At 66.2% G+C, this 21,108-nt stretch carries 20 protein-coding genes; 8 read left to right on the top strand and 12 right to left on the bottom strand.

All coding sequences use genetic code 11. The features are described 5' to 3' along the window. Positions 1–261 precede the first annotated feature (261 nt). From ACNPP0_RS13500 to ACNPP0_RS13510, 3 genes are all read right to left on the bottom strand, one after another. Positions 262–1,467 carry a hypothetical protein gene (locus ACNPP0_RS13500; RefSeq protein ID WP_448706167.1) on the bottom strand — a complete coding sequence of 402 codons (1,206 nt, stop codon included), beginning with the start codon at positions 1,465–1,467 and terminating at the stop codon, positions 262–264. Between the two features lie 80 nt (positions 1,468–1,547). Beyond that, complete coding sequence (locus tag ACNPP0_RS13505) at positions 1,548–2,276, bottom strand: helix-turn-helix domain-containing protein (RefSeq protein ID WP_046804751.1); 729 nt, start codon at positions 2,274–2,276, stop codon at positions 1,548–1,550. A 99-nt stretch (positions 2,277–2,375) separates the two neighbouring features. After that, on the bottom strand, positions 2,376–2,813 hold the full coding sequence (locus ACNPP0_RS13510; protein ID WP_448706168.1) for a gamma-glutamylcyclotransferase family protein: 438 nt from the start codon (positions 2,811–2,813) through the stop codon (positions 2,376–2,378). A 136-nt stretch (positions 2,814–2,949) separates the two neighbouring features. On the opposite strand from ACNPP0_RS13510, the gene clpB reads away from it, so the two are divergent. Beyond that, positions 2,950–5,556, top strand: a complete 2,607-nt coding sequence (gene clpB / locus ACNPP0_RS13515) for an ATP-dependent chaperone ClpB (RefSeq protein ID WP_332608741.1) — start codon at positions 2,950–2,952, stop codon at positions 5,554–5,556. Positions 5,557–5,629: 73 nt separating this feature from the next. Here the strand turns inward: clpB and ACNPP0_RS13520 are convergent, their stop codons facing one another. Further along, positions 5,630–7,291 carry an S-layer protein gene (locus ACNPP0_RS13520; RefSeq protein WP_448706170.1) on the bottom strand — a complete coding sequence of 554 codons (1,662 nt, stop codon included), beginning with the start codon at positions 7,289–7,291 and terminating at the stop codon, positions 5,630–5,632. A gap of 112 nt (positions 7,292–7,403) precedes the next feature. Beyond that, entirely contained in the window at positions 7,404–8,099 is a 696-nt protein-coding gene (locus ACNPP0_RS13525; protein WP_448706192.1) for a TetR/AcrR family transcriptional regulator, read from the bottom strand. A gap of 165 nt (positions 8,100–8,264) precedes the next feature. Here ACNPP0_RS13525 and ACNPP0_RS13530 point away from each other — a divergent pair, with 165 nt between their 5' ends. The 3 genes from ACNPP0_RS13530 to ACNPP0_RS13540 are packed head-to-tail and all read left to right on the top strand — an operon-like array spanning position 8,265 to position 10,833. Next, a complete protein-coding gene (locus ACNPP0_RS13530) occupies positions 8,265–9,479 on the top strand; it encodes a Tm-1-like ATP-binding domain-containing protein (RefSeq protein WP_448706171.1) in 1,215 nt (404 codons plus the stop codon). Between the two features lie 51 nt (positions 9,480–9,530). Then, positions 9,531–10,361, top strand: coding sequence for a phosphoenolpyruvate hydrolase family protein (locus tag ACNPP0_RS13535; RefSeq protein WP_314358703.1), 831 nt, complete (start codon positions 9,531–9,533; stop codon positions 10,359–10,361). Between the two features lie 7 nt (positions 10,362–10,368). Next, entirely contained in the window at positions 10,369–10,833 is a 465-nt protein-coding gene (locus tag ACNPP0_RS13540; protein WP_332608738.1) for an SRPBCC family protein, read from the top strand. Positions 10,834–10,854: 21 nt separating this feature from the next. Here ACNPP0_RS13540 and ACNPP0_RS13545 read toward each other — a convergent pair whose 3' ends face one another. Then, positions 10,855–11,838 carry a LysR family transcriptional regulator gene (locus ACNPP0_RS13545; protein ID WP_332608737.1) on the bottom strand — a complete coding sequence of 328 codons (984 nt, stop codon included), beginning with the start codon at positions 11,836–11,838 and terminating at the stop codon, positions 10,855–10,857. An 89-nt stretch (positions 11,839–11,927) separates the two neighbouring features. Between ACNPP0_RS13545 and ACNPP0_RS13550 the strand changes: the two genes are divergently transcribed. Further along, positions 11,928–13,400 carry an N-acyl-D-amino-acid deacylase family protein gene (locus ACNPP0_RS13550; RefSeq protein WP_448706172.1) on the top strand — a complete coding sequence of 491 codons (1,473 nt, stop codon included), beginning with the start codon at positions 11,928–11,930 and terminating at the stop codon, positions 13,398–13,400. Then, positions 13,397–14,356, top strand: a complete 960-nt coding sequence (locus ACNPP0_RS13555; protein ID WP_332608735.1) for a tripartite tricarboxylate transporter substrate binding protein BugE — start codon at positions 13,397–13,399, stop codon at positions 14,354–14,356. Before ACNPP0_RS13550 ends, ACNPP0_RS13555 begins: the two co-directional genes overlap by 4 nt. Positions 14,357–14,497: 141 nt before the next feature. On the opposite strand, the gene ACNPP0_RS13560 is transcribed toward ACNPP0_RS13555, so the two are convergent. Beyond that, positions 14,498–15,895, bottom strand: coding sequence for a sulfite reductase subunit alpha (locus tag ACNPP0_RS13560; RefSeq protein WP_448706173.1), 1,398 nt, complete (start codon positions 15,893–15,895; stop codon positions 14,498–14,500). Between the two features lie 4 nt (positions 15,896–15,899). After that, positions 15,900–16,862: an FAD:protein FMN transferase gene (locus tag ACNPP0_RS13565; RefSeq protein WP_448706193.1), complete on the bottom strand. Its 963-nt coding sequence runs from the start codon at positions 16,860–16,862 to the stop codon at positions 15,900–15,902. Between ACNPP0_RS13565 and ACNPP0_RS13570 the strand changes: the two genes are divergently transcribed. Then, positions 16,768–17,055 (top strand): hypothetical protein, encoded by a 288-nt coding sequence (locus ACNPP0_RS13570; RefSeq protein ID WP_448706194.1) that lies wholly within the window; start codon positions 16,768–16,770, stop codon positions 17,053–17,055. The two genes, ACNPP0_RS13565 and ACNPP0_RS13570, sit on opposite strands and share 95 nt — an antisense overlap. A 69-nt stretch (positions 17,056–17,124) precedes the next feature. Here ACNPP0_RS13570 and ACNPP0_RS13575 read toward each other — a convergent pair whose 3' ends face one another. From ACNPP0_RS13575 to ACNPP0_RS13585, 3 genes are read right to left on the bottom strand one after another with little or no spacing between them, the layout of a single operon-like run. Beyond that, positions 17,125–17,925 (bottom strand): DUF4198 domain-containing protein, encoded by an 801-nt coding sequence (locus ACNPP0_RS13575; RefSeq protein ID WP_448706174.1) that lies wholly within the window; start codon positions 17,923–17,925, stop codon positions 17,125–17,127. Positions 17,926–17,956: 31 nt separating this feature from the next. Further along, the gene (locus ACNPP0_RS13580) at positions 17,957–18,472 is read right to left on the bottom strand and encodes a DUF2271 domain-containing protein (protein ID WP_332608731.1); all 516 of its coding nucleotides are present in this window, start codon (positions 18,470–18,472) and stop codon (positions 17,957–17,959) included. A 42-nt stretch (positions 18,473–18,514) separates the two neighbouring features. Next, positions 18,515–19,141: a PepSY-associated TM helix domain-containing protein gene (locus ACNPP0_RS13585; protein WP_448706175.1), complete on the bottom strand. Its 627-nt coding sequence runs from the start codon at positions 19,139–19,141 to the stop codon at positions 18,515–18,517. A 233-nt stretch (positions 19,142–19,374) separates the two neighbouring features. Here ACNPP0_RS13585 and crcB point away from each other — a divergent pair, with 233 nt between their 5' ends. Beyond that, positions 19,375–19,767, top strand: a complete 393-nt coding sequence (gene crcB / locus ACNPP0_RS13590; protein ID WP_332608729.1) for a fluoride efflux transporter CrcB — start codon at positions 19,375–19,377, stop codon at positions 19,765–19,767. A 94-nt stretch (positions 19,768–19,861) separates the two neighbouring features. Here crcB and hpnE read toward each other — a convergent pair. Beyond that, a partial coding sequence (hpnE, locus tag ACNPP0_RS13595) for a hydroxysqualene dehydroxylase HpnE (protein ID WP_448706176.1) occupies positions 19,862–21,108 on the bottom strand: 1,247 nt, incomplete at its 5' end.

A 21,108-nucleotide genomic window follows, 5' to 3' on the forward strand; every position in this document is an offset into this window, starting at 1 on the left:
CCTTGTCCTCGCCCGTCAAGATCGCAAGGTCAGCCGCGAAATGGAACACGCACGGGCAATATCTTGCGCCTGCCGGCCGCGAAATGCACGCGTCGGCAAGGGCTCTTCTTTCAGGTTTTGGTCAGGTATGGCGCTTGCGACCGTGGCCAGCTGGGCCGCGCATTGCCCGCATTGCCGCGCGTCGCAAAGCGGGGCCGTAAGCCCGTTATTTGGCCTGCTGTTTGCGGCCTGTTCGTCGCCTGTTCGCCGGCCAGTTGCCCGCTATTTACCGCGCGGCTTGATGATGTCGCAGGCAGCGGCGCGGTCGTCCGTCTGGGCATCGCTGCCCAGCAACGCCTGGGCGCCGCAAACCGAAGTGAACATGCCTTTGTTGTCATGCCCGACGCCGCCCACCTCGAAGCTGCTGCGATGCAGCGGGACGGGTTTCGAACCACGGCCGGCCAGCACATATTCGTATTGGATGTATCCCGTGCCTCGCGCCAGGCGGGTGGCGCCCTGCGCTTCGGCGCCGCAGGTTTTGTCCAGCAGCCGGTGTTCGGGATTGTTGTCGGCGCCGCCCAACAGGTAGGTCACGTCGCGCGCCGCGTAGCGCACGAACAGCCGGGTGTCGTCGGTTTCGCGGGCGTAGGCGGGCAGCTTGTCGGTGCCGTACTTGTACTGGTTGTAGGTGGGGCAGATGCCGCGTTCGTAAGGCGCGTAGCCCTTGCCGTCGGCGCGGGGGCGCTCGTTGGTCAGGTATAGGTAGGACGACGGGTTGGCGATGACGTAGCGCAACGCCAGGCCGTCGCGCCGCAGCGCGCCGTCAACGTTGTTCAGGATGGCGTAGCGTTGCACCAGCTGCGCGCCGGCGGAATGGCCGGCCAGCACGATGCCGGCCAACGCCGGCAGGCGCTTGCGGTCGTCCAGGCTGCGCAGCAGATCGTCCAGCACCTGGAACGAGGCTACCGGCGCGGGGCGGCCACTGGCCTGAATGCTCTCTTCGCCGTCTTCCCAGCTGGATTTGCGCCACGCGGCCATGCCGCCAAAGCCCGAGTCGATCGACCCCGAAAACCGGGGCGCCAGAATCAAGGTGTCTCGGGCACGGTCGGGATTGTGCGACAGCAGTTGCGCGGCGGTGTCGTAGTAGCGGTCGGCGTCGCGCTTGACGCCATGCACCACGATCAACACCTGCTTGATGTCGCGCAGGTCGTCTTTGCTCAGGTTGCGGTTGGCGTAGACGGGAATTTTGTAGCGATGCCCCGGCTTGCCCAGCTCAACGGGCTGCCAACGCAAGGGCGTGGCGCGCTTGGGCGCGGGCACCGTTTCGTCGTAGTCGTAGGGGTCGGGCAGGGGTGTTTGCGCGGGTGCCGGCCGGGGTGCAAGCACGGCAGCCAGGGCCAGCGACACCCCCAGCGCTACGCCAACCGCCCGCCAAGCGGCGGGATGCGGGGTGGAGCGGGCGGCGGCATGAGCGGCGGTTGCGCGCATGACGTGGGCAGCAGAAGTTGTTGCAGCAAAAGTTGTTGCAACAGAAGGGGCAGGCGCGCGTCGCATGGCGCGGCGGGCGTTCAGCAGGCCTCGTGGCCCAGCAGTTGCTTCAGGGCGGGCAGGTCCAGGATGCGGACCTCGCGCTGGTTGATCTTGATCAGGCCTTCGCGCGCGAATCGGGAGAACAATCGGCTGACGGTTTCCAAGGTCAAGCCCAGGAAGTTGCCGATTTCTTCGCGGCTCATGCGCAGCACGAACTCGGTCGACGAATAGCCCAGCGAGGCATAGCGTTGCGACAGATTCAACAGGAAGGCGGCCAGGCGCTGCTCGGAACGCATCGACCCCAACGAGGCCAGCATCTGGTGCGACCGCGTGATCTCGCGGCTCATCAGGCGGCGAAACTGCTGTTGCAGCGAGGGCAGGTGCGCGGCCACGCGATCCACTTCGTTCAGGCGGATGACGCAGACTTCAGAGTCTTCCAGCGCGACGGCGGCGGACACATGCTTGCCTTCCAGCATGCCGTCCATGCCGACGATTTCGCCGGGCAGGTGAAAACCGGTGATCTGGATCTGGCCGGTGGCGTCTTCCAGCTGCGTCTTGATGCTGCCAAAGCGCACGCCATACACGGCGTCAAGCGGGTGATCCAGCGAGTACAGCATCTTGCCTTTCTCAAGGCGTACGCGTTCTTGCACCAGCTCGTCCAGCTTTTCCACTTCGGCGGCTGCCATGCCCACGGGCACACACACGTGACCCAACATACACGTGGAACAGTGGGCGGCATCCGGGGCGACGGGAACCCGTTTTTGCATACGATGACCTTTATAGTGCCCGTCGCGCCGGGAATGGCGCGTACGGGTGTACAAGCGTGAAGACAAAAAGCATTGTAGTCGGTTGTTACTACGGGCGTCTTACGTGCCGTTGGTTGCCGGACGCGACTTCCGGTGAGCGATCCAGTCGTCTGTCGGGATATCCACGGCCAACGCCCGTAGCGACGGATCTATTGGATAGTACTGGCAGTGCACGTCGCGCCCGCCGTTCAGGGGCGCTTCCAGGCGCGCGATGGTTTCCCGGCGCACGAAACAGCAGGTTTGCCCGGGTACGTATTCCTCGATCTCGTCCATCAGCGCGATCAGCGCAGGTTCGACTTGATACACATCGCCGCGCACCCGCCGCCCGTCGTCCACGGGGATCAAGCCGGGCCATGCACCGAAGTCGACCAGCATGCCGGGCACCGTGGCCGGGCCCGCCCAGCGGGCCTCGGGCAGGCCACGCCGGGCGGCTGCCTGGGCCAGGTCATTGATTTCGCCCGTGCGTAGGGTGCCGTAGACGAAAACGTATATGCTCATAAATCGGTTTATCTCGCACGTCGAAGCAATGAAGTGGGCGGCTGGGTGTTGAAATTCTGTCATCCGGCCACATATTCAGGGTATCGAGCCAGCCGGCACGTATCGGTCAGGCTCTCCAACAAGCCAAACGACCATTATGCGATTCGACAAACTAACCACCAAGTTCCAGCAAGCCCTGGCCGACGCCCAAAGTCTGGCCGCGCGCAACGACCACCCCTACATCGAGCCCGTGCACGTGCTGTCGGCGCTGCTATCCGACCCGGACAGCGGCGCGGGCAGCCTGCTGGCGCGAGCGGGCGTGGCGGTTAACCGCCTGACCCCCGCGCTGGAGGCCGCGATGAAGTCGCTGCCGCAAGTGCAGGGCGACGACAACGTGCAAGTGGGCCGCGATCTGAACGCGGTGCTGACCCGCACCGACAAGGAAGCCGCGCGCCGTGGCGACACCTATATTGCCAGCGAGCTGTTCCTGCTGGCGCTGGCCGAAGACAAGGGCGAGGCCGGCCGCATCCTGCGTGAAGCGGGGTTGCAGAAGAAAGCTCTGGAAGCCGCCGTCGACGCCGTGCGCGGTGGCGAAAACGTGTCTGGCGCCGAAGGCGAATCCAACCGCGAAGCCCTGTCCAAGTACACCCAGGACCTGACCGAGCGCGCCCGCCAGGGCAAGCTGGATCCGGTGATCGGCCGCGATGATGAAATCCGCCGCACCATCCAGATCCTGCAACGTCGCACCAAGAACAACCCCGTGCTGATCGGCGAACCGGGCGTGGGCAAGACCGCCATCGTCGAAGGGCTGGCGCAGCGCATCGTCAACGACGAAGTGCCCGAAAGCCTGCGCGGCAAGCGCGTGCTGTCGCTGGACCTGGCGGCGCTTTTGGCCGGCGCCAAGTTCCGTGGCGAATTCGAAGAACGCCTGAAGGCCGTGCTCAAGGAATTGGGCCAGGACGACGGCAGCAACATCGTCTTCATCGACGAGCTGCACACCATGGTCGGCGCGGGCAAGGCCGAAGGCGCGATGGACGCGGGCAACATGCTCAAGCCCGCGCTGGCACGCGGCGAGCTGCACTGCATCGGCGCGACCACGCTGGACGAATACCGCAAGTACATCGAAAAGGATGCCGCGCTTGAGCGCCGCTTCCAGAAGGTGCTGGTGGACGAGCCCGACGTGGAATCCACCATCGCCATCCTGCGCGGCCTGCAAGAGCGCTACGAGATTCACCACGGTGTTGAAATCACCGACCCGGCCATCGTCGCGGCGGCCGAGCTGTCGCACCGCTACATCACCGACCGCTTCCTGCCCGACAAGGCCATCGACCTGATCGACGAGGCCGGCGCGCGCATCCGCATGGAAATCGATTCCAAGCCGGAAGTGATGGACAAGCTGGATCGCCGCATCATCCAGCTGAAGATCGAGCGCGAAGCCGTCAAGAAGGAAACCGATGACGCCTCCAAGCGCCGCCTGGGCGTCATCGAAGACGAGCTGGAAAAGCTGCAACGCGAATACAACGACTTCGAGGAAATCTGGAAGGCCGAGAAGGCCGCCGTGCAAGGCACGCAGGCTATCAAGGAAGAGATCGACAGCGTGCGCGCCGAAATGGCCGAGCTGCAACGCAAGGGCCAGTTCGACAAGTTGGCCGAACTGCAATACGGCAAGCTGCCCGATCTGGAGTCGCGCCTGAAGGCCGCCGAAGTGGGCGCCGCGCAGGCCGCGGAAAACGCCGAGGGCGACGATAGCCGTCCGCGTCTGTTGCGCACCCGTGTGGGCGCGGAAGAGATCGCCGAGGTCGTGTCGCGCGCCACTGGTATTCCGGTGTCCAAGATGATGCAGGGCGAACGCGAAAAGCTGCTGCACATGGAAGAGTTCCTGCACAAGCGCGTGGTCGGCCAGGACGAGGCCGTGCGCCTGGTGTCGGACGCCATCCGCCGTTCGCGTGCGGGCTTGGCGGACCCGGCTCGGCCGTATGGGTCGTTCCTGTTCCTGGGCCCCACCGGTGTGGGCAAGACCGAACTCACGCGGGCGCTGGCCGAGTTCATGTTCGACTCTGAAGAGCACCTGATCCGCATCGACATGAGCGAGTTCATGGAGAAGCATTCGGTGGCGCGGCTGATCGGTGCGCCGCCCGGATATGTCGGCTACGAAGAGGGCGGTTACCTGACCGAAGCCGTGCGTCGCAAGCCGTACAGCGTGGTGCTGCTGGATGAAGTTGAAAAGGCGCATCCGGACGTGTTCAACGTGCTGCTGCAAGTGCTGGACGACGGTCGCCTGACCGATGGCCAGGGCCGCACGGTGGACTTCCGCAACACGGTGATCGTGATGACGTCGAACCTGGGTTCGCATCACATCCAGAGCCTGGCGGGCCAGCCGTACGACGTGGTCAAGGAAGTGGTGTGGGGCGAGCTCAAGCAAACCCTGCGTCCTGAATTCCTGAACCGTATCGACGAAGTGGTGGTGTTCCATGGGCTGGAAGCGCAGCACATCGAGTCCATCGCCCGGATCCAGTTGCGTCGCCTGGGCGCCCGACTGGAAAAGCAGGAGATGCGGCTGGAAGTCACCGAGGCCGCGCTGGCGGAACTGGCGCGGTCTGGGTTCGATCCGGTGTTTGGCGCACGCCCCTTGAAGCGTGCCATCCAGCAGCAGATCGAAAACCCGGTCGCGCGCCTGATCCTGGAAGGCAAGTTCGGGCCGCGCGATGTCGTGCCGGTGGATTGGCGCGACGGGGAATTCGTGTTCACCCGTACGTTGCAGTAAGCAAGTCGCTTTGCGGTAAACAAAAAGCCTGGCATTGAAAAATGCCAGGCTTTTTATATGCTCCTTGCGGGACTTACTGTGCAACCGTCACGAACACCGGGTTCGAATAGAACCACAGGTCGTTGTAGTTGCGCGCGTTGATGGCGTTAAAGCGCGCCACATTGTCGGCCAGGTCCACCTTGGCGTCGGGCAGCGGTTCACCGGCCGCGGTCTCGCCGGCAACGTCAACGCCAAGATTGGTGCCGCGCAGACGCAGGTACTGGCTCTTGTCCGCCGTGATCGTGGTCTTGATGACGTTGTAGCCGTCGGCGTCCACCGTCCAGTCGGCGCGTGTGTACCGGGCCAGCACGCGCGTGGACGGGTTGGTGTCGGCGTCATATCCCGGCGTGCCGGCGGCGGCGCGTGCACCGACGTCGCCCACGATCAGGTCCACGTGGTTGACGGTGGGCTTGACGTAAGTGGGGTTGCCGCTTTCGATCGGGTATTCGTAATGGTTGCTGTCCGGGCTGCGAAAGCGGATGGTGACCTCCACCTTTTCGCCCTTCGTCGCTTGCAATTCACCGCCCATGTGCACGACGCCGGCCGCGCCTTGCGCCTGGAAGTCCAGCGCATCGATCAGGTCGCCGAACACGCCGAAGACCCGGCCGCTTTTCAAGCCGGCCACCACCGCCTTCATGTCGTCGCCGTCCTTCCATACATGCGTCTTGGCGTATTCGCCCGGCGCGTAGCCCGAGCTGTACAGCCCTGAGGCGGTGCGGAAGTGGAAGTCGGAATCGGCCACCGTCCAGATGCGTCGGCCTTCGCCCAGCAGCGCGTCCCAGGTTCCGCCCAGGTGCGCCACCAGATAGTCCACGCCGCCATACGTGCGGTTGGGCAGGAAGGCGTTGGTATAGGCCGTGGCGTAGCCGCCGCGATCCGGTTCCATCTGGTTGCCGACCATGCCTTCGATGGCGAAGAAGATGCCGGGCGCCAGGTCGTTCATTTCGCGCAACTGCGCGGCGGTGTACTTGCCCGCGTACCGCGACGGGTGGTTCAGCAGCATGTAGCTGTCGGGATGCTTGTCGCGCAGCCACGTCAGCGCCGCCAGCGAATCGGCATGCGTGGTGTAGGCACGGGTCTGGCCCGACAGGCGCGACACCAGCAGGGGGTCGAACAGCGCGGGGGCCCGGTTGGTGAACAGGTATTCGAACTCCGCCACGGCTTGCAGTGACTTGGCCGACAGCGGGTCGTCGGTGCCGATGCCGATGTTCACGTGGTCATGCGTCGGCATGTCCCATTCGAACGACGAGAAGATAATCTTGTCGGCATAACGGCCGGCGGCCTGCGCGGTCTTGATGAAGGGCACTTCATACTGCGCCATGCCGGTGGAAAACGGGATGGCGCCGCCCGCCAGCGTGGTGCCGGTATGGTCGCGCCCCGATAGCCGCAGATGGTTTGAAATGGCCGCCCAATCCAGCTTGTAGCGGTCAAAGGCCTGGTCCAGCGCGCTTTCCAGGCTGACCTGTGCGTCGTCGGACTGATAGGTGTGCACGTGCAGGTCGCCCGTGGACCAGGCGCCGGTTTCGACGGGCTTGGCGGGTTCTACCGGCGGGGCCGGCTCGGTGATCGCGGGCGGGGTGGGCGGCGCGACGGGTTCTTCGTCGTCGTCGCTACCGCCGCAGGCGCTCAACAAGGTGACGCAAGCCAGCGACAAGGGCAAAATGGCCCGCCGCACGCGGGATACTTCGAACTGCATGGACACACTCCAACGTCTGGCGACCCGCAACGGCGGGCCGCAAAACGCGGAACTATGCCCACGACGAGTGACGCGGGCATGACAGCAGGCAGCCCCGATACGACGCGCGCGCTTATTTCTTGGCCTTGCTGCCGCCCTTGCCCTTGCCCACGCCCGTGGCCCCCCCGGTGCCCGCGCCCGCCTCGGCCAGCGCCTGCGTGATGATGGCGTTGGCCGTCCAGCGCACCACGTCCGTGACGGCGGGCAGGTCCAATTGCCAGATGTCTTTCAACACCAGGAACACTTCGGTGCCATACACCAGCGACAGCGCTTGCGCCACGCGGTCCTGGTGCGCGGGCGTCAATGTCTGCGCCAGCGGCGCGATCGCCCGCTTGAGGATGTCGACGCGATGGCCGCGTACCAGTCGGGGCTCGGCCGCGTCCTTGCCGGCGTTGGCTTGTGCATGCTGCTGTAGCGACACCATGATGGCCGCGCGCAACGGCGCCTCATGGGACGCCAGCCGGGGGTAGGCAAAGCGCAGCAGTTCGTCGACACGGGCGGCTGCGTCGGATGAGTCGGAATCCCAGGCCAGGATGGGGCCCAGGCTTTCGTCCACCACCGCCGCGATCAATGCGCTTTGGCTGGGAAAGTAGCGGTACGCAGTCGCGCGCGACACCTTGGCGTGTTCCGCCAATTCCGCCACCGATGGGGTGATGCCATGAGCCATCAGCTGTTGCGCCGCGTCCAGCAAGGTCTTGCGCATGCGCGCGCGCGGCCCGTGCGGCGGTTCGCCGCTGGCTTCGGCTTGGCGGCTGGCGGGGGCGATCAGCCGGGCCGTGCCGCTGGTGGCCGAACAGCTTTCCGGTACGGCGGGGGTTTGACGTGAGACAGGCGTCTCAGTATGATTCTTTCGTCTCATTTCTTGATTCTACACAGGCCTTCAGGGCCTCACATATCGAGGCGCGCACCGAGTGTAGCCGCCCGCGGAGGAGCCATGACGCATTCGAACCGGCGGGTATTTGTTGCCGCCACCTATGACACCAAGGGCCAGGAAGCCGAGTACGTCGTTGACCTGCTGCGCCGCGACGGCGTGGAAGTGGTGTCGGTGGACGTGTCCACCACGGGCGCGCCCAGCGCAGCGCGGATCCAGGCGCGCGACGTCGCCGCCAGCCACCCGGGCGGGGCGGAAGCGGTGTTCACCGGTGATCGCGGCACGGCCATCGCGGCCATGGCGCTGGCGTTCGAGCGCTACGTGGCCGGCCATGCCGGCATTGGCGCGCTGTTGGGGCTGGGCGGTTCCGGCGGCACGGCGCTGATCGCGCCGGCCATGCGCGCGCTGCCCATCGGCACGCCCAAGGTAATGGTGTCCACGATGGCATCGGGCAACGTCGCGCCCTATGTCGGCCCGTCCGATATCGCGATGATGTATTCCGTGACGGACGTGGCGGGGCTTAACCGCATTTCGCGCCGCGTGCTGGCCAATGCGGCCGGCGCCATTGCGGGCGCGCACCGCATGGCCGCCGCCAGCGCCACCGACAATGACGGCCGCCCCGCCGTGGGCATCACCATGTTCGGCGTCACGACGGCATGCGTGCAGCAGGTGACCCCGCTGCTGGAATCGCGCTATGACTGCCTGGTGTTCCACGCCACCGGCACGGGCGGGCAATCGATGGAAAAGCTGTTGGACAGCGGCTTGCTGGCCGGCGTGCTGGACCTGACGACCACCGAAGTCTGCGACTTTCTCTTTGGCGGCGTGCTTGCCTGCACGGAAGACCGCTTCGGCGCCGTGGCTCGCACGGGCGCGCCCTATGTGGGGTCTTGCGGCGCGTTGGATATGGTCAATTTCGGTGGCATGGATACCGTTCCTGCACGCTATCAGGGCCGCCAGTTCTATCCGCATAATCCGCAGGTGACGCTGATGCGCACCACGGTCGAGGAAAACCGACAACAGGGCGAGTGGATCGCCGCGAAGTTGAACCAATGCAATGGCCCCGTGCGCTTCTTGATACCGGAAGGCGGCGTGTCGGCGCTGGATGCACCGGGCCAGGCGTTCTGGAACCCCGAGGCCGACGCCGCCTTGTTCGCGGCGCTGGAGGCCAATGTGGTCCAGACCGCCGACCGCCGCCTGGTGCGCGTACCCTGCCATATCAACGACACGCTGTTCGCCAGCACGGCGGTGGACCAATTTCTTGCCATCGCCACCCATTGAATTCGCTACCCCATTGAATTCGCTACCCATTAAGCATTAAGGAAGGCCCCCATGCCGCGTTTTGACCGTAACGAACTGCTGGACAAGTTCCGCGCCATGGTGCGCGCCCGTACGCCGATTGTGGGCGGTGGCGCCGGCACGGGCTTGTCGGCCAAGTGCGAGGAAGCGGGTGGCATCGACCTGATCGTCATCTATAACTCGGGGCGCTATCGCATGGCGGGACGCGGGTCGCTGGCCGGCTTGCTGGCCTACGGCAACGCCAACGAGATCGTGGTGGACATGGGGCGCGAAGTGCTGCCGGTGGTCAAGAAGACGCCCGTGCTGGCCGGCGTGAACGGCACCGACCCGTTCTGCGATTTCGATGTGTTCCTGGACGACCTGAAACGCCAGGGCTTTGCCGGCGTGCAGAACTTTCCCACCGTTGGCCTGATCGACGGCACGTTTCGCGCCAATCTTGAAGAAACCGGCATGGGCTACGCGCTGGAAGTCGACATGATCCGCCTGGCCCACCAAAAGGGCATGCTGACCACGCCGTACGTTTTCAACGAGGACGACGCCGTGGCCATGTCGAAAGCGGGCGCGGACATCATCGTCGCGCACATGGGCCTGACGACGGGCGGCTCCATCGGCGCGGAAACGTCGCAGACACTGGACGATTGCGTCGCCGCCATCGACCGCATTGCCGATGCCGCGCTGGCGGTGCGCCCGGATATCATCGTGCTGTGCCACGGCGGGCCTATCGCCACCCCGGAGGACGCGGCTTACGTGCTGCGCCACTGCAAGCAATGCCATGGTTTCTACGGCGCCAGCTCGATGGAACGCCTGCCCACGGAACTGGCCTTGACCGCCGCCACCCGCGAATTCAAAAACCTGACCTTCTGAGGTTCTCATGTCGCATACCGTCTTCGTCAGTGCCGTTATCCACGCACCGCTTGAAAAGGCGTGGCCGTGCTTTCGCGATTTCGACGGCTTGGCCGCCTGGCATCCGGGCGTGGCGCAAAGCCGCCTGGAAGCGGACGGGCGCCATGACGCGGTCGGCAGCGTGCGGTATCTGACTCTTGAGCCATCAGGCTTTGTGCGCGAGCAGTTGTTGATGCTGGACGATCCCAACGCGGCACTGCGCTATTCGATCATTGAAACCGACCTGCCCATGCGCGACTACACGGCGGGGGTGTCCTTGCATCGCATCACGGAGTCTGGGCAGGCATCGGGCGAACACACGCTGGTGCAATGGTGGGCGGACTTCCGTGTCGAAGGCGCCGAGCTTGCCGATGTGGCCCGCGCCGTGGGGCAGAATGTATTCGCGGCGGGGCTGGCGGCGCTGGACGAAAAGCTGCGCACCGGCCAGGCATAGCGCATCGCGCAATCGCCGCCGCTACGTCAGCGGCAACTCGGTCAACGTCTTGCGGCTTGCCGGCACGCGCTTGCACCCGGCGGGTAGCGCCGCGCTGCGCAGGTAATCGTGGATCGCGCGGATCAGCGCCTGCGCAGCCGGGCTGGTCGGGTATTCCTTGTGGCGGATGACGCATACGGTTCGCACCACCGTCGGGCGAGCCAGCAGCGCATAGGCCAAGCCGGGTTCCTGTACCCGGGCGGCGGCCAGTGCCGGCAACAGCGCCACGCCCAGCCCGGCCTTGACCAGCGCCGCCTGCGACGTGGTGCTGGACGCTTCGTAGAAAGGGGCGCCGGCTTCGATGGGCAGGTCGGCGCGGGCGCGCAGCAGCGCCATGATGCCGGTTTCGTCCACCACCCCCACCAATTTGCGCCCCGCCAGATCCGACCACCGCATCGTGCCGTCCCGCCCCGGCGTCAGATGCGGGTCATCGGCCCGATACAACACGCCGAAGCGGTCTTCCAGCAAGGGCTCAAAGTGCAGCCCGGGCGCATCGGCCCACCGGCTGGTCAGACCGAAGTCCACCTCGCGCGCGGCCACCTTGCGCTGGATGCGGCCGGAATTATCGTCGCTTAGATATAGCCGCACGGCGGGATATTGCGCCGCGAATGCCGCCGCCGCCGGCGCAATGATTTCGGTGATGGCCGACGGTGCGGCCGCCACGCCCACGCGCCCGCGCTCCAGCGCGCCATAGCGCACCACGTCTTCGATCACGCCATCAAAATCGGCCAGCAAGCGCATCACGCGCGGCAAGAATTCTTCACCTGCCGCGGTCAGCAACACGCGCCGGCTGGTGCGTGCGAACAGCTGCGTGGCCAGCGCGTCTTCCAGCTGCCGCACCAGGCTTGTCACGGACGATTGGGTCTGGAACAGCCGCTTGGCGGCGTGCGTGAAGCTGGATTCCTGGGCCACCGCCACAAACGCGGTCAGGTGCTTCAACGTGACATGCTTGGGCAGGCGATTCATTTCAAACCACGATAGATGGATCAATAAAAACAATTTTTCCAGATTGATCCCCCGGACGATACTAGGGGCTTCATCCAGGCAGGGCACACATGGACCACGGAAAATTGGATCTGATCATTGAAGGCGGCTGGGTCATCGATGGCCTGGGCGGCCCGCGACGGCTGGCGGACATAGGCGTGAAGGACGAACGCGTGGTGGCCATCGGCAGTCTGGCCCATGCCCAGGCCACGCGCCGCCTCGACGCGCGCGGCAAGATCGTGGCGCCCGGCTTCATCGACTCGCACGGTCACGACGACTTGATGTTCGTGGAAAAGCCCGGCTTGCCGTGGAAGACCAGCCAGGGCATTACGTCGGTGGTGGTGGGCAATTGCGGCGTCAGTGGCGCGCCCGCGCCCTTGCCGGGCAACACCGCGGCGGCCTTGGCGCTGCTGGGCGAAACGCCGTTGTTTGCCGACATGCACGCGTACTTCGATACGCTGCGCGCGCAGCAACCCATGATCAACGTCGCGGCGCTGGTCGGCCACGCCAACCTGCGCCTGGCCGCCATGCGCGACCCGGCCGCCACGCCAAGCCCGGACGAGCAGGACACCATGCAGCGCATGCTGGACGATGCGTTGACGGCCGGCGCGGTGGGTTTCAGCACAGGGTTGGCCTACCAGCCGGGCGGCGTTGCACAACAGCACGAACTGGACGGCTTGGCCCGCGTGGCGGCCGCGCACGGCGCGCTGCACACCAGCCACATCCGCAACGAAGGCGACGAGGTGGAAGCCGCCGTGGACGAGGTGCTGTCCGTGGGCCGCAACACGGGCTGCGCCACGGTGCTGTCGCACCACAAGTGCATGATGCCGCGCAACTGGGGCAAAAGTCGGGCCACGCTGGCCAACATCGACCGCGCGCGCGCCGAAGGCATCGACGTGGCGCTGGACATCTACCCGTATCCCGGCAGCTCGACGATCCTGATTCCCGAACGCGCCGACAGCATCGACGACATCCGCATCACCTGGTCGGTGCCGCATCCCGAATGCAGCGGCGAATCGTTGTCCGACATTGCCGCGCGCTGGGGCTGCGACAAGATGCAGGCCGCACAGCGGCTGTGCCCGGCCGGCGCCATTTACTTCGCCATGGACGAGGCCGAAGTGCAGCGCATCTTTCAACACGAATGCTGCATGGTCGGGTCGGATGGCCTGCCCAATGACGCGCACCCGCATCCGCGCCTGTGGGGCAGCTTTACCCGGGTGCTGGGCCGCTATGTGCGCGAGGCCGAATTGCTGACGCTTGAAGCCGCCGTGGCCAAGATGACGGCATTGCCCGCGCGCGTGTTCGGGCTGTCCGGGCGAGGCCAGCTCAGCGTGGGCGCCTGGGCGGACATCGTGGTGTTCGACGCGGACACCGTGGCCGACCGCGCCACCTGGGATGCGCCGACGCTGCCATCCATTGGCGTTGAACACGTGCTGGTCAATGGCCAACAGGTATTCCCCGAAACCCCGGGCATGAACCGCCCCGGCAAGATCTTGCGGCGCGAAGCCCCTGACAAAACCCCCAAGGAGACAAACCCATCATGATGCAGAAGACATTGATTGCCCTGGCGCTGGCGGCGCTGCTGCCCACTGCCCACGCCGCGTTCCCGGACCATCCCATTACGCTGATCGTGCCGTTCCCGGCGGGCGGGCCCACCGACATTGTCGGCCGGGTGGCAGCGGCCAAGGCGGGCGAAATTCTGGGCCAGCAGATCGTGGTGGAAAACCGTACGGGCGCATCCGGCACCATCGGCATGGCGGCCACGGCGCGCGCCAAGCCCGACGGCTACACCGTAGGGCTGGCCACCGTCAGCACGCACGGCACCGCGCCGCACCTGTTCCCGAATCTGGCGTACGACCCGGTCAAGGATTTCACGCCGATCAGCAATCTGGTCACCAGCCCCAATATTCTTAGCGTCAACCCGAGCTATCCGGCACGCACGCTGGCCGATTTTGTGGCGCATGTGCGCGCCAATCCGAACAAGGACGGCTACGCCAACGCGGGCGCGGGCGGGGTGAACGATCTGGGCATGATCTGGTTCTTGCAGATCATCGGCGGCAAGATGAACAGCATTTCGTACCGGGGCTCGGCGCCGGCGCTAACCGATACGGTGGGCGGCGTGGTGCCCGTCATCTTCGATAATTTCCCGTCGTCGTTGCCGTATGTGAAAAGCAAGCATCTGCACCCGCTGGCCATCACGGGCACCGAGCGCAACCCGCGCCTGCCCGATGTGCCGACGTTCGCCGAGCAGGGCTACAAGGATTACGACGTCACGGCCTGGTATGGCGTGGTGGGCCCGGCCGGCATGCCCGCGGAGGTGCGTGACAAGCTGGCCAAGGCGTTTGCGCAAGCGGTGCGCGACCCGGCCACGGCCGCCAAGATGGAGGAAACGGGCGCCTTTGCATTGGGCAATACGCCGGCGGAATTCGCGGAACAGATTCGCACGGAACGCGATCGCTGGAAAACGGTGATCGACCGCGCGCAGATCAAGCTGCAATGAGAGCTGGCTGTGAGGAGAGCCGGCTGTGATGCGATCAAGCTGCGATCAGATCGATCTGCGCGAGATCAAGCCGCAATCAGCAATTGGGGCCGGGCTGCGGCAGGCCCCGGCTGCGATGGCATCGTGCGCAGCGCCGTAGCCTTAGTACACGTCGCGCCGGTAACGGCCGGCGTGCAGCAACGCCTGCAAGGCGTCGTCGCCCAGCACGTCTTGCAGTGCCGTGTCTACCCCGGACGCCATGCCTTGCAGGCTGCCGCAGACGTAGATGGCGGCGCCGTCCGCTACCCAGGCGCGTAACGCATCGGCTTGCTCGCGCAGCGCGTCTTGCACGTAGCGGCGCCGGGATTGGTCGCGCGAATAAACGGTGTCCACGCGTTCCAGCGTGCCGTCCGCTTTCCAGACGTCGATGTCGGCGCGGCAAAACGCATCGTGCGCGGCGTTGCGTTCGCCGAAGATCAGCCAGTTGCGTCGATGCCCCGCCGCGCGTCGTGCCTTGATCAGCGCGCGCAGCCCGGCCAGCCCGGTGCCGTTACCCACCAATATCATCGGGCGGCCATCGTCCGGCGCATGGAAGTTGCGATTGGTGCGTACGCGCAGATCGATCTGATCGCCCACCTGCGCCACCTGCGTCAGCCAGCCGCTACCTACGCCCAGGCCACCGTCTGCCCCGGGCATCTGGCGCACCAGCAGATCGATGGCGCCGTCTTCCGGCAGCGATGCAATGGAATATTCGCGGTGCGTTTGCAGCGGCCCGTCGCGCTGTAGCCGGGGCCCGATTTCCGCGATGTCACCGGCAAGCCATTCCGGCTTGCCGTGGGCGGGGGGCGTCAACGTCAACAGGTAGCAAGGGCCGCCAGCGCTGCCGGGGTTCTGCAATGTGCGCGCCGCGAGCCGCCACGGTTCGTAATCCGGCGCCTGCCAGTCCGGCAGGTCGCTGCGGCCGGTCAACAGGCCCAGGTGATGTTGCCAGTGACGCAGCGCAGCGGGGTCGCCGTTGTCCACTTCCACCATGTCGAACAAGGGCGTGGCGCCCTGGGCGTGCAGCCAGTCGTTCAGCTGATGCCCAAAACCGCAGAACCGCGTGTATTCGCTATCGCCCAGCGCCAGCACCGCGACCTGCACGCCGGCCAATGCGCGCGAGGGCGCGGCTTGCATCTGGCTGGCGAAGGCGGCAGCGGCGTCGGGCGGATCGCCTTCACCATAGGTGCTGACCACGAACAGCACGCGGCGGTAGGCGGGCGATTGCCCCGACAAGCGCGCCACATCCAGCTGCCCCAGCGACGCCACATGCACCGTCAGGCCGCCCGCGCGCAGTGATTGCGCGGTTTGTTCGGCCAGGGCCTCCGCATAGCCCGTCTGGCTGGCATACGCGATCAGCAAGGCATTGGATGCAGTACCCCCGTGGGCGTTCAGGCTCAAGGCGGCCAGCGCCCGCGCCTGGCTGGCCTGATGCCGCCGCGCTCGCCGCCATGCCCACAGACATAGCAACAGCCACACTGCCACCACGCACGCTGCGGCGAACAATCGGGTGGCGCTCATCGGGTCAGCAAGCTTGAGCCAGCGCCTGAAACGCCGGGGTGGCGACGACGCGGTATTCGCGCGCGTCGCGCAGAATGAACAGGGCCGCCAGGTCGTGGCGGCGGGCGTAGGCCAGGCCGTCGGCTTCGCCCAGCACCGTCAACACCGTGGCCAGGGCATCGGCCTGCATGCACTCGGCGTGCAGCACGGACACGGACGCCACGTTGTTGCGCACCGGCTGCCCGCTACGCGGATCGATGGTGTGGGCATAGCGCGCGTCGCCGCTGCCGGCGTGCCGTCGATAGTCGCCCGATGTGGCGATGCAAAGGTTTTGCAGTGGCAAGGCCAGCGCGTGGTTGTCGCTGGCATCCGGCACCTCGATCGCAACCCGCCAGGCCTGGCCATCGGGCCGCTTGCCGCGCGCGCGCAGTTCGCCGCCCACTTCCACCAGGTATTGCGATACACCCAGCGCGTCCAGCGCCAAGGCGGCGCGGTCCACGCCATGGCCCTTGGCGATGGAAGACAAATCCAGGTACGTGCCGCCAGGCTGCATCGCGGCTTGTCGCGCGACGTCCAGCGGCACGCGGCGCCAACCGCAACGGGCGCGCGCCGTGTCGATGGCGGCAGGCGAGGGCGGTTCAAAGGCGCGCTGATGCGGGCCGAATCCCCACGCATTGACCAGCGGCCCCACCGTGGGGTCATACGCGCCGCCGCTGTCCTCGGCCAAGGCCAGCGCATGGCGCAACACGTAGAAAAAGCCGTCGGGCAGCACCTGCCAGCTTGGCAGGGCCCGGTTGAACCGCGTGATGTCGGAGGCCGATTCCCAGGTACTCATCTGCGCCACGACGTCGTCTAGCGCCGCCTGGATAGCGCGGCGCGCGGCGTCACTGTCCATGCCGGCTGGCAGCGCCATTCGCGCGGACCACGTCGTGCCCATGGTCGCGCCCGCCAACGCCGCCGGCTCGGGCAGTGCGGGCGAGGCAGCCAGCGCGGCCGGCGCGGACGACGTGGCCACGGCGGGCGACGCTGACAAGGCTGGCGATGCTGACAAGGCGGGCGACGCTGACAAGGCGGGCGACGCTGACAAGGCGGGCGACGCTGACAAGGCGGGCGACGCTGACAAGGCGGGCGACGCTGACAACGCTGGTGATGCGGGACGCGCCGCCGGCATGGCGCCATAGCTCACGCGCACGGCGGGAGCCGCCGTGCCGCGAGGCGCATAGGACCGGGCAGCGGACACGCGCGGCGCCTTAGGGTTGCAGCACTTCGACGGTGCCGGCGTAGGACAGGCGGCGCTTGGTGGCCTTCGGCACGCTGACCTTGGCGTCTTCCATGCCCGCTTCAATCCAGTACAGGCCAGGCTGCGGCCACTTGACCGAGAACTTGCCGTCCTTGTCCGTGGTCAGCTTGATCTCGCCGACCTTGTCGCGATAGCGGCTGCCGCCGGGCACCACGTTCACTTCCAGGTTGGCGGCGGGCTGGCCGTCCAGCAGCATCTGGAAGGTGGCCGCTTCGTCCGTGAACAAATCGTTGGGGTGCGTGACCGGCGCCAGTTCCAGGCCACGGCCCACCGGCTTGACGGTCGACGGCTTGCCCGCCGTGACGAACGTTTCCACTCGGCCCAGGCTTTGGGACACTTCCAGCTCTTGCGCGTTTGCCGGCACGGCCTGCTCCATGCCTTCGACCTTGCCGAAGTAGCGCTTGTTCTTGCCGTCTTCCTTCCAGCGCGCAAACACGCCGTCGTTGACCACGGCCACGCGATAGGTGCCGCTTTGCTTCAGTTGCAGGTCGAACGTGCTGCGCAGCTTGCCACGGTTCAGGTTTTCGGCGTCGGCCGGCTTGCCGTCCGGCGCGATGACGGCCAGGCCGTCCAGGCGCATCGGCGCATGGTTGAAATAGAACTTGTCGTTGCCGACGGCGGCGTCAACGGTGATCCAGCTGTCGGTGCCCGACAGCACGGTGGACGACGGCACGATCCACACGTCATGCGCGTGGGCGGCAAAGGGCAGGCACAGCGCCAGGGCGGCGGCCAGTTTGGCGGCGGTTTTCATGGTTGCGGTCCTTGAAGGCATGCGGGGGGCATCAGGGTTTGAGGTTGAGCGCGATGGCGCCCAGTTCGTGTTCGCCTTGCGCGGTCAGCTGTTCGGCCTTTTGCGGAGGCCACTGGAACGGAATGCGCAGTAATTCACGGCCGCCGACTTCGCGCGCCGCTTCCACCACGACCGCGTACTGGCCGGGCTTGAGCGATGCCAAGGGCTTGGAAGCCGCGTCGAAGCTCAGCGCGTGCTTGCCCACGGGCTTGGTCGCGCCGCTGACGCCGTCCACCGGAAACTGCTGGTTGCGGCCGCTGCGGCGCCACCATTGGCGCATGTCCTTGAGCCACTCGGTGCCTTCGTTGTTCTTCTTGGCCACGTCGTACCAGACGGCCAGGTCGGCGGCCACGCTCTGGTCGGGGTTTTCGATCCAGATCGCGACGTACGGGCGGTGGTATTCGGCCACATCCAGGCGCGGCACCTCGATGGACAGGCCGATGTCGGCCGCATTGGCCGTCCGGGCGATCGCGCCGGCCAAGAGGGCCGACAACAACAGTTTGCGCATGGAAATCTCCAGGGGCGGATCGAAGGAATCAGTGGATGAAAATCAGTGAATGAAGAGCAGCGCGAGGACGACGGGAATCACAACGCCAAGCCCCACCATGGGCCAGGTGGCGCCGCGGTTGCCGGCGTGCATTTTCAGCAGCACCAGCCCGGTCAACGAAAAGACCAGACAGGCGAGGGCGAAGATGTCCAGGAACCAGCTCCAGGCCAGTCCGGTGTTGCGGCCCTTGTGCAAATCGTTCAGGTAAGACACCCAGCCGCGATCGGTGCGCTCGTATTCGACATCGCCGCTGGCGCGGTCGATGGACAGCCAGGCGTCGCCGCCCGCGCGGGGCAACGACAGGTAGACTTCGTCGGCGGACCATTCGGCGGCCTTGCCCACCGCGCCGGCATCCAGGGTGTCGTCCAGCCACTTTGCGACAGGAGCCGGTAGCGGCGCTTTTTTCTGGCCGGGCGGGGCGGTCAATTGCTTGAGCTCGGGGGCAGGAAGTTGCGCTTGCCGGCTGGTCACCACCGCACGGGATTCAATGTGCGACGCGTTGTTCAGCGTGAGGCCGGTGACGGCAAACAGCAGCATGCCCAGCAGGCATAGCGCCGAGCTGATCCAATGCCATTGATGCAGCGTCTTGAGCCAGTAGGCCCGGCGCCGTGGAGTGGGTTGACTGTCCATGCGGGATTCGGTTTGAAGCGGCGGATTCTAACATTTAATGAGAATTACTCGTATAAAAGGCAGGGCCTGCGGGACACGCTGATTTCAATCGATTTCGAACGCGTGCCGCCGCAAAATCGCCGGGTTTGCCGCGCAGCCGTGATCCCCTTATTCGGCCCGGCTTCGGGGGCGGCGCGTTATGCTGCTGCTGGCCTTTTTCTTGCGCCTTGTCCCCGCCTGGCGCCCCGACACTTATGACTGCCTATCAAACCCTGATCCCGTTGAATTTCCTGGCCGTGGGCCTGGGCGCCGTACTGGGCGCCTGGACGCGGTGGCTGGTCAGCCTGTGGCTGAACGTGGAGTCCTGGCCATGGGGCACGTTCGCGGTGAATCTGGCGGGCGGTTATTTCGTGGGCGTGGCGCTGGCGCTGGTAGCCGGGCATCCGGAATGGCCGACGTGGGTTCGGTTGGGCGCCATCACCGGGTTCATGGGCGGCTTGACGACGTTTTCCACCTTCTCGGCGGAAACCGTATCGATGCTTGAACGCGGCGCGTATGGCACGGCGCTGGGCTATGCGGGCGTGAGCCTGGTGGGATCGTTGGCGCTGACGGCGGCCGGCATCGCCACGGTGCACTGGCTGCGGTAGGCGCCAGGGGCAAAGAGCAGGGCGTTTGGCGGTGGGTGTTATGCGCCCTAGCCGCCGGGGCTGGCGACGGGCTGTCGCCCGCCGCATTCACCCATCAATCGGCGCGGGGGTTCAACACGCGAGCGGCTTGCAGGCCGCTGCGCACCGCGCCTTCCAGCACGCCGGGGTAGCCCGTGTCGGTCCAGTCTCCCGCCAGCGCCAGGGTGCGCCATGGCGTGGTGTTCAGCGGACGCGTCAGGCCGGGCAGCGCCGCGAAAGTGGCGCGCTTTTCAATCAGCAGTTCGGCCGCCGTCACTTCCGGCATGGCGGGTAAACGCGCGGGATGGCGCGCCGCCTGTTCGGCGACCTGGTCGATCAGCGCTTCGATCACCTGGCGCCGGTTGCGTTCGGCAATGCTGGTGGCCGCGCTGGCCACCACGGCAAGCTCGCCCGCCTTGGTGTCGCCCGCCAATTGCGCGCGGTCGAACACCCATTGCCCCACATGCCCGCGCGCGGCTTCTTCGCGCAGCATCATCATGGGTTCCGGCAGCCGCCAGGGTTCGGCCAGCCGCACGTTCAGGGTGGCGATCGGCAGATAGTCGAACGCCTTCAGCGCTTCCAGCAGGCCGGTCGCGCCGGCCTGGCGCAAGGGCGCGTCCAGCAAGCGGGCCGCATAGGTCGGCGGTACGGCCAGCACGGCGGCGTCAAAGCGTTCCTGGTTGACCACAATGCCGTCGTCCGACGGATGCAGTTGGCGCACCGTGTTGCCATAGCGCATGGTGACCTGGCGCGCCGCTGCGTCGGGCCACAGCGCCGACAGGTCGGTGCAGGGCAGCAGCAGATCGCTGTCTTCGCGCGTGCCCGCCAGGCTGTCGCGCAATACGCGCGCAAACAGTGTGGCGCTGGCGGTGGCGCACGGCGTGTTCAGCGCGGCCAGGCACAGCGGTTCCCAAATTTGCCGGATCAGCGCGTCGGATTGCGCGTGATAGTGCAGCAGATGCAGCACGGTCCAGTCGCGCGGCGGCGACCAGGACATGGCCTTCAAGCCGCGCATCAGGCGCAGCGACGCATAGCGGTCGGCCCAGCTCAGCCCGCGCGCAAACAGCAAGGCGGCGGCCATGTGCAAGGGCGCAGGCAGCCGGGGCGCGGACAGGCGAAAGCGCCCGTCCAGGCTGGCCAGCCGCAGCGGCCGGCGCATCAGCAGCGCATCGGGGTTGCGGCCCACGCGGCGCATCAGCGCAAGCGTATGCCGGTAGGCGCCCGACAAAATGTGCTGGCCATTGTCCAGCGGCGCCTCGAACGATTCATGAAAGACGCGGCGCGCGCGCCCGCCGGGCGGGTGCCCGGCTTCAAATACCGTGA

It is taken from the genome of Achromobacter semiaridum (assembly GCF_053543755.1).

Excerpts from the sequence above, each read along its gene's own strand:
- ACNPP0_RS13500 (WP_448706167.1), bottom strand. The coding sequence starts at position 1,467 with ATGCGCGCAACCGCCGCTCATGCCGCCGCCCGCTCCACCCCGCATCCC.
- ACNPP0_RS13505 (WP_046804751.1), bottom strand. The coding sequence starts at position 2,276 with ATGCAAAAACGGGTTCCCGTCGCCCCGGATGCCGCCCACTGTTCCACG.
- ACNPP0_RS13510 (WP_448706168.1), bottom strand. The coding sequence starts at position 2,813 with ATGAGCATATACGTTTTCGTCTACGGCACCCTACGCACGGGCGAAATC.
- clpB (WP_332608741.1), top strand. The coding sequence starts at position 2,950 with ATGCGATTCGACAAACTAACCACCAAGTTCCAGCAAGCCCTGGCCGAC.
- ACNPP0_RS13520 (WP_448706170.1), bottom strand. The coding sequence starts at position 7,291 with ATGCAGTTCGAAGTATCCCGCGTGCGGCGGGCCATTTTGCCCTTGTCG.
- ACNPP0_RS13530 (WP_448706171.1), top strand. The coding sequence starts at position 8,265 with ATGACGCATTCGAACCGGCGGGTATTTGTTGCCGCCACCTATGACACC.
- ACNPP0_RS13535 (WP_314358703.1), top strand. The coding sequence starts at position 9,531 with ATGCCGCGTTTTGACCGTAACGAACTGCTGGACAAGTTCCGCGCCATG.
- ACNPP0_RS13540 (WP_332608738.1), top strand. The coding sequence starts at position 10,369 with ATGTCGCATACCGTCTTCGTCAGTGCCGTTATCCACGCACCGCTTGAA.
- ACNPP0_RS13545 (WP_332608737.1), bottom strand. The coding sequence starts at position 11,838 with ATGAATCGCCTGCCCAAGCATGTCACGTTGAAGCACCTGACCGCGTTT.
- ACNPP0_RS13550 (WP_448706172.1), top strand. The coding sequence starts at position 11,928 with ATGGACCACGGAAAATTGGATCTGATCATTGAAGGCGGCTGGGTCATC.
- ACNPP0_RS13555 (WP_332608735.1), top strand. The coding sequence starts at position 13,397 with ATGATGCAGAAGACATTGATTGCCCTGGCGCTGGCGGCGCTGCTGCCC.
- ACNPP0_RS13560 (WP_448706173.1), bottom strand. The coding sequence starts at position 15,895 with ATGAGCGCCACCCGATTGTTCGCCGCAGCGTGCGTGGTGGCAGTGTGG.
- ACNPP0_RS13570 (WP_448706194.1), top strand. The coding sequence starts at position 16,768 with ATGCCGGCTGGCAGCGCCATTCGCGCGGACCACGTCGTGCCCATGGTC.
- ACNPP0_RS13575 (WP_448706174.1), bottom strand. The coding sequence starts at position 17,925 with ATGAAAACCGCCGCCAAACTGGCCGCCGCCCTGGCGCTGTGCCTGCCC.
- ACNPP0_RS13580 (WP_332608731.1), bottom strand. The coding sequence starts at position 18,472 with ATGCGCAAACTGTTGTTGTCGGCCCTCTTGGCCGGCGCGATCGCCCGG.
- ACNPP0_RS13585 (WP_448706175.1), bottom strand. The coding sequence starts at position 19,141 with ATGGACAGTCAACCCACTCCACGGCGCCGGGCCTACTGGCTCAAGACG.
- crcB (WP_332608729.1), top strand. The coding sequence starts at position 19,375 with ATGACTGCCTATCAAACCCTGATCCCGTTGAATTTCCTGGCCGTGGGC.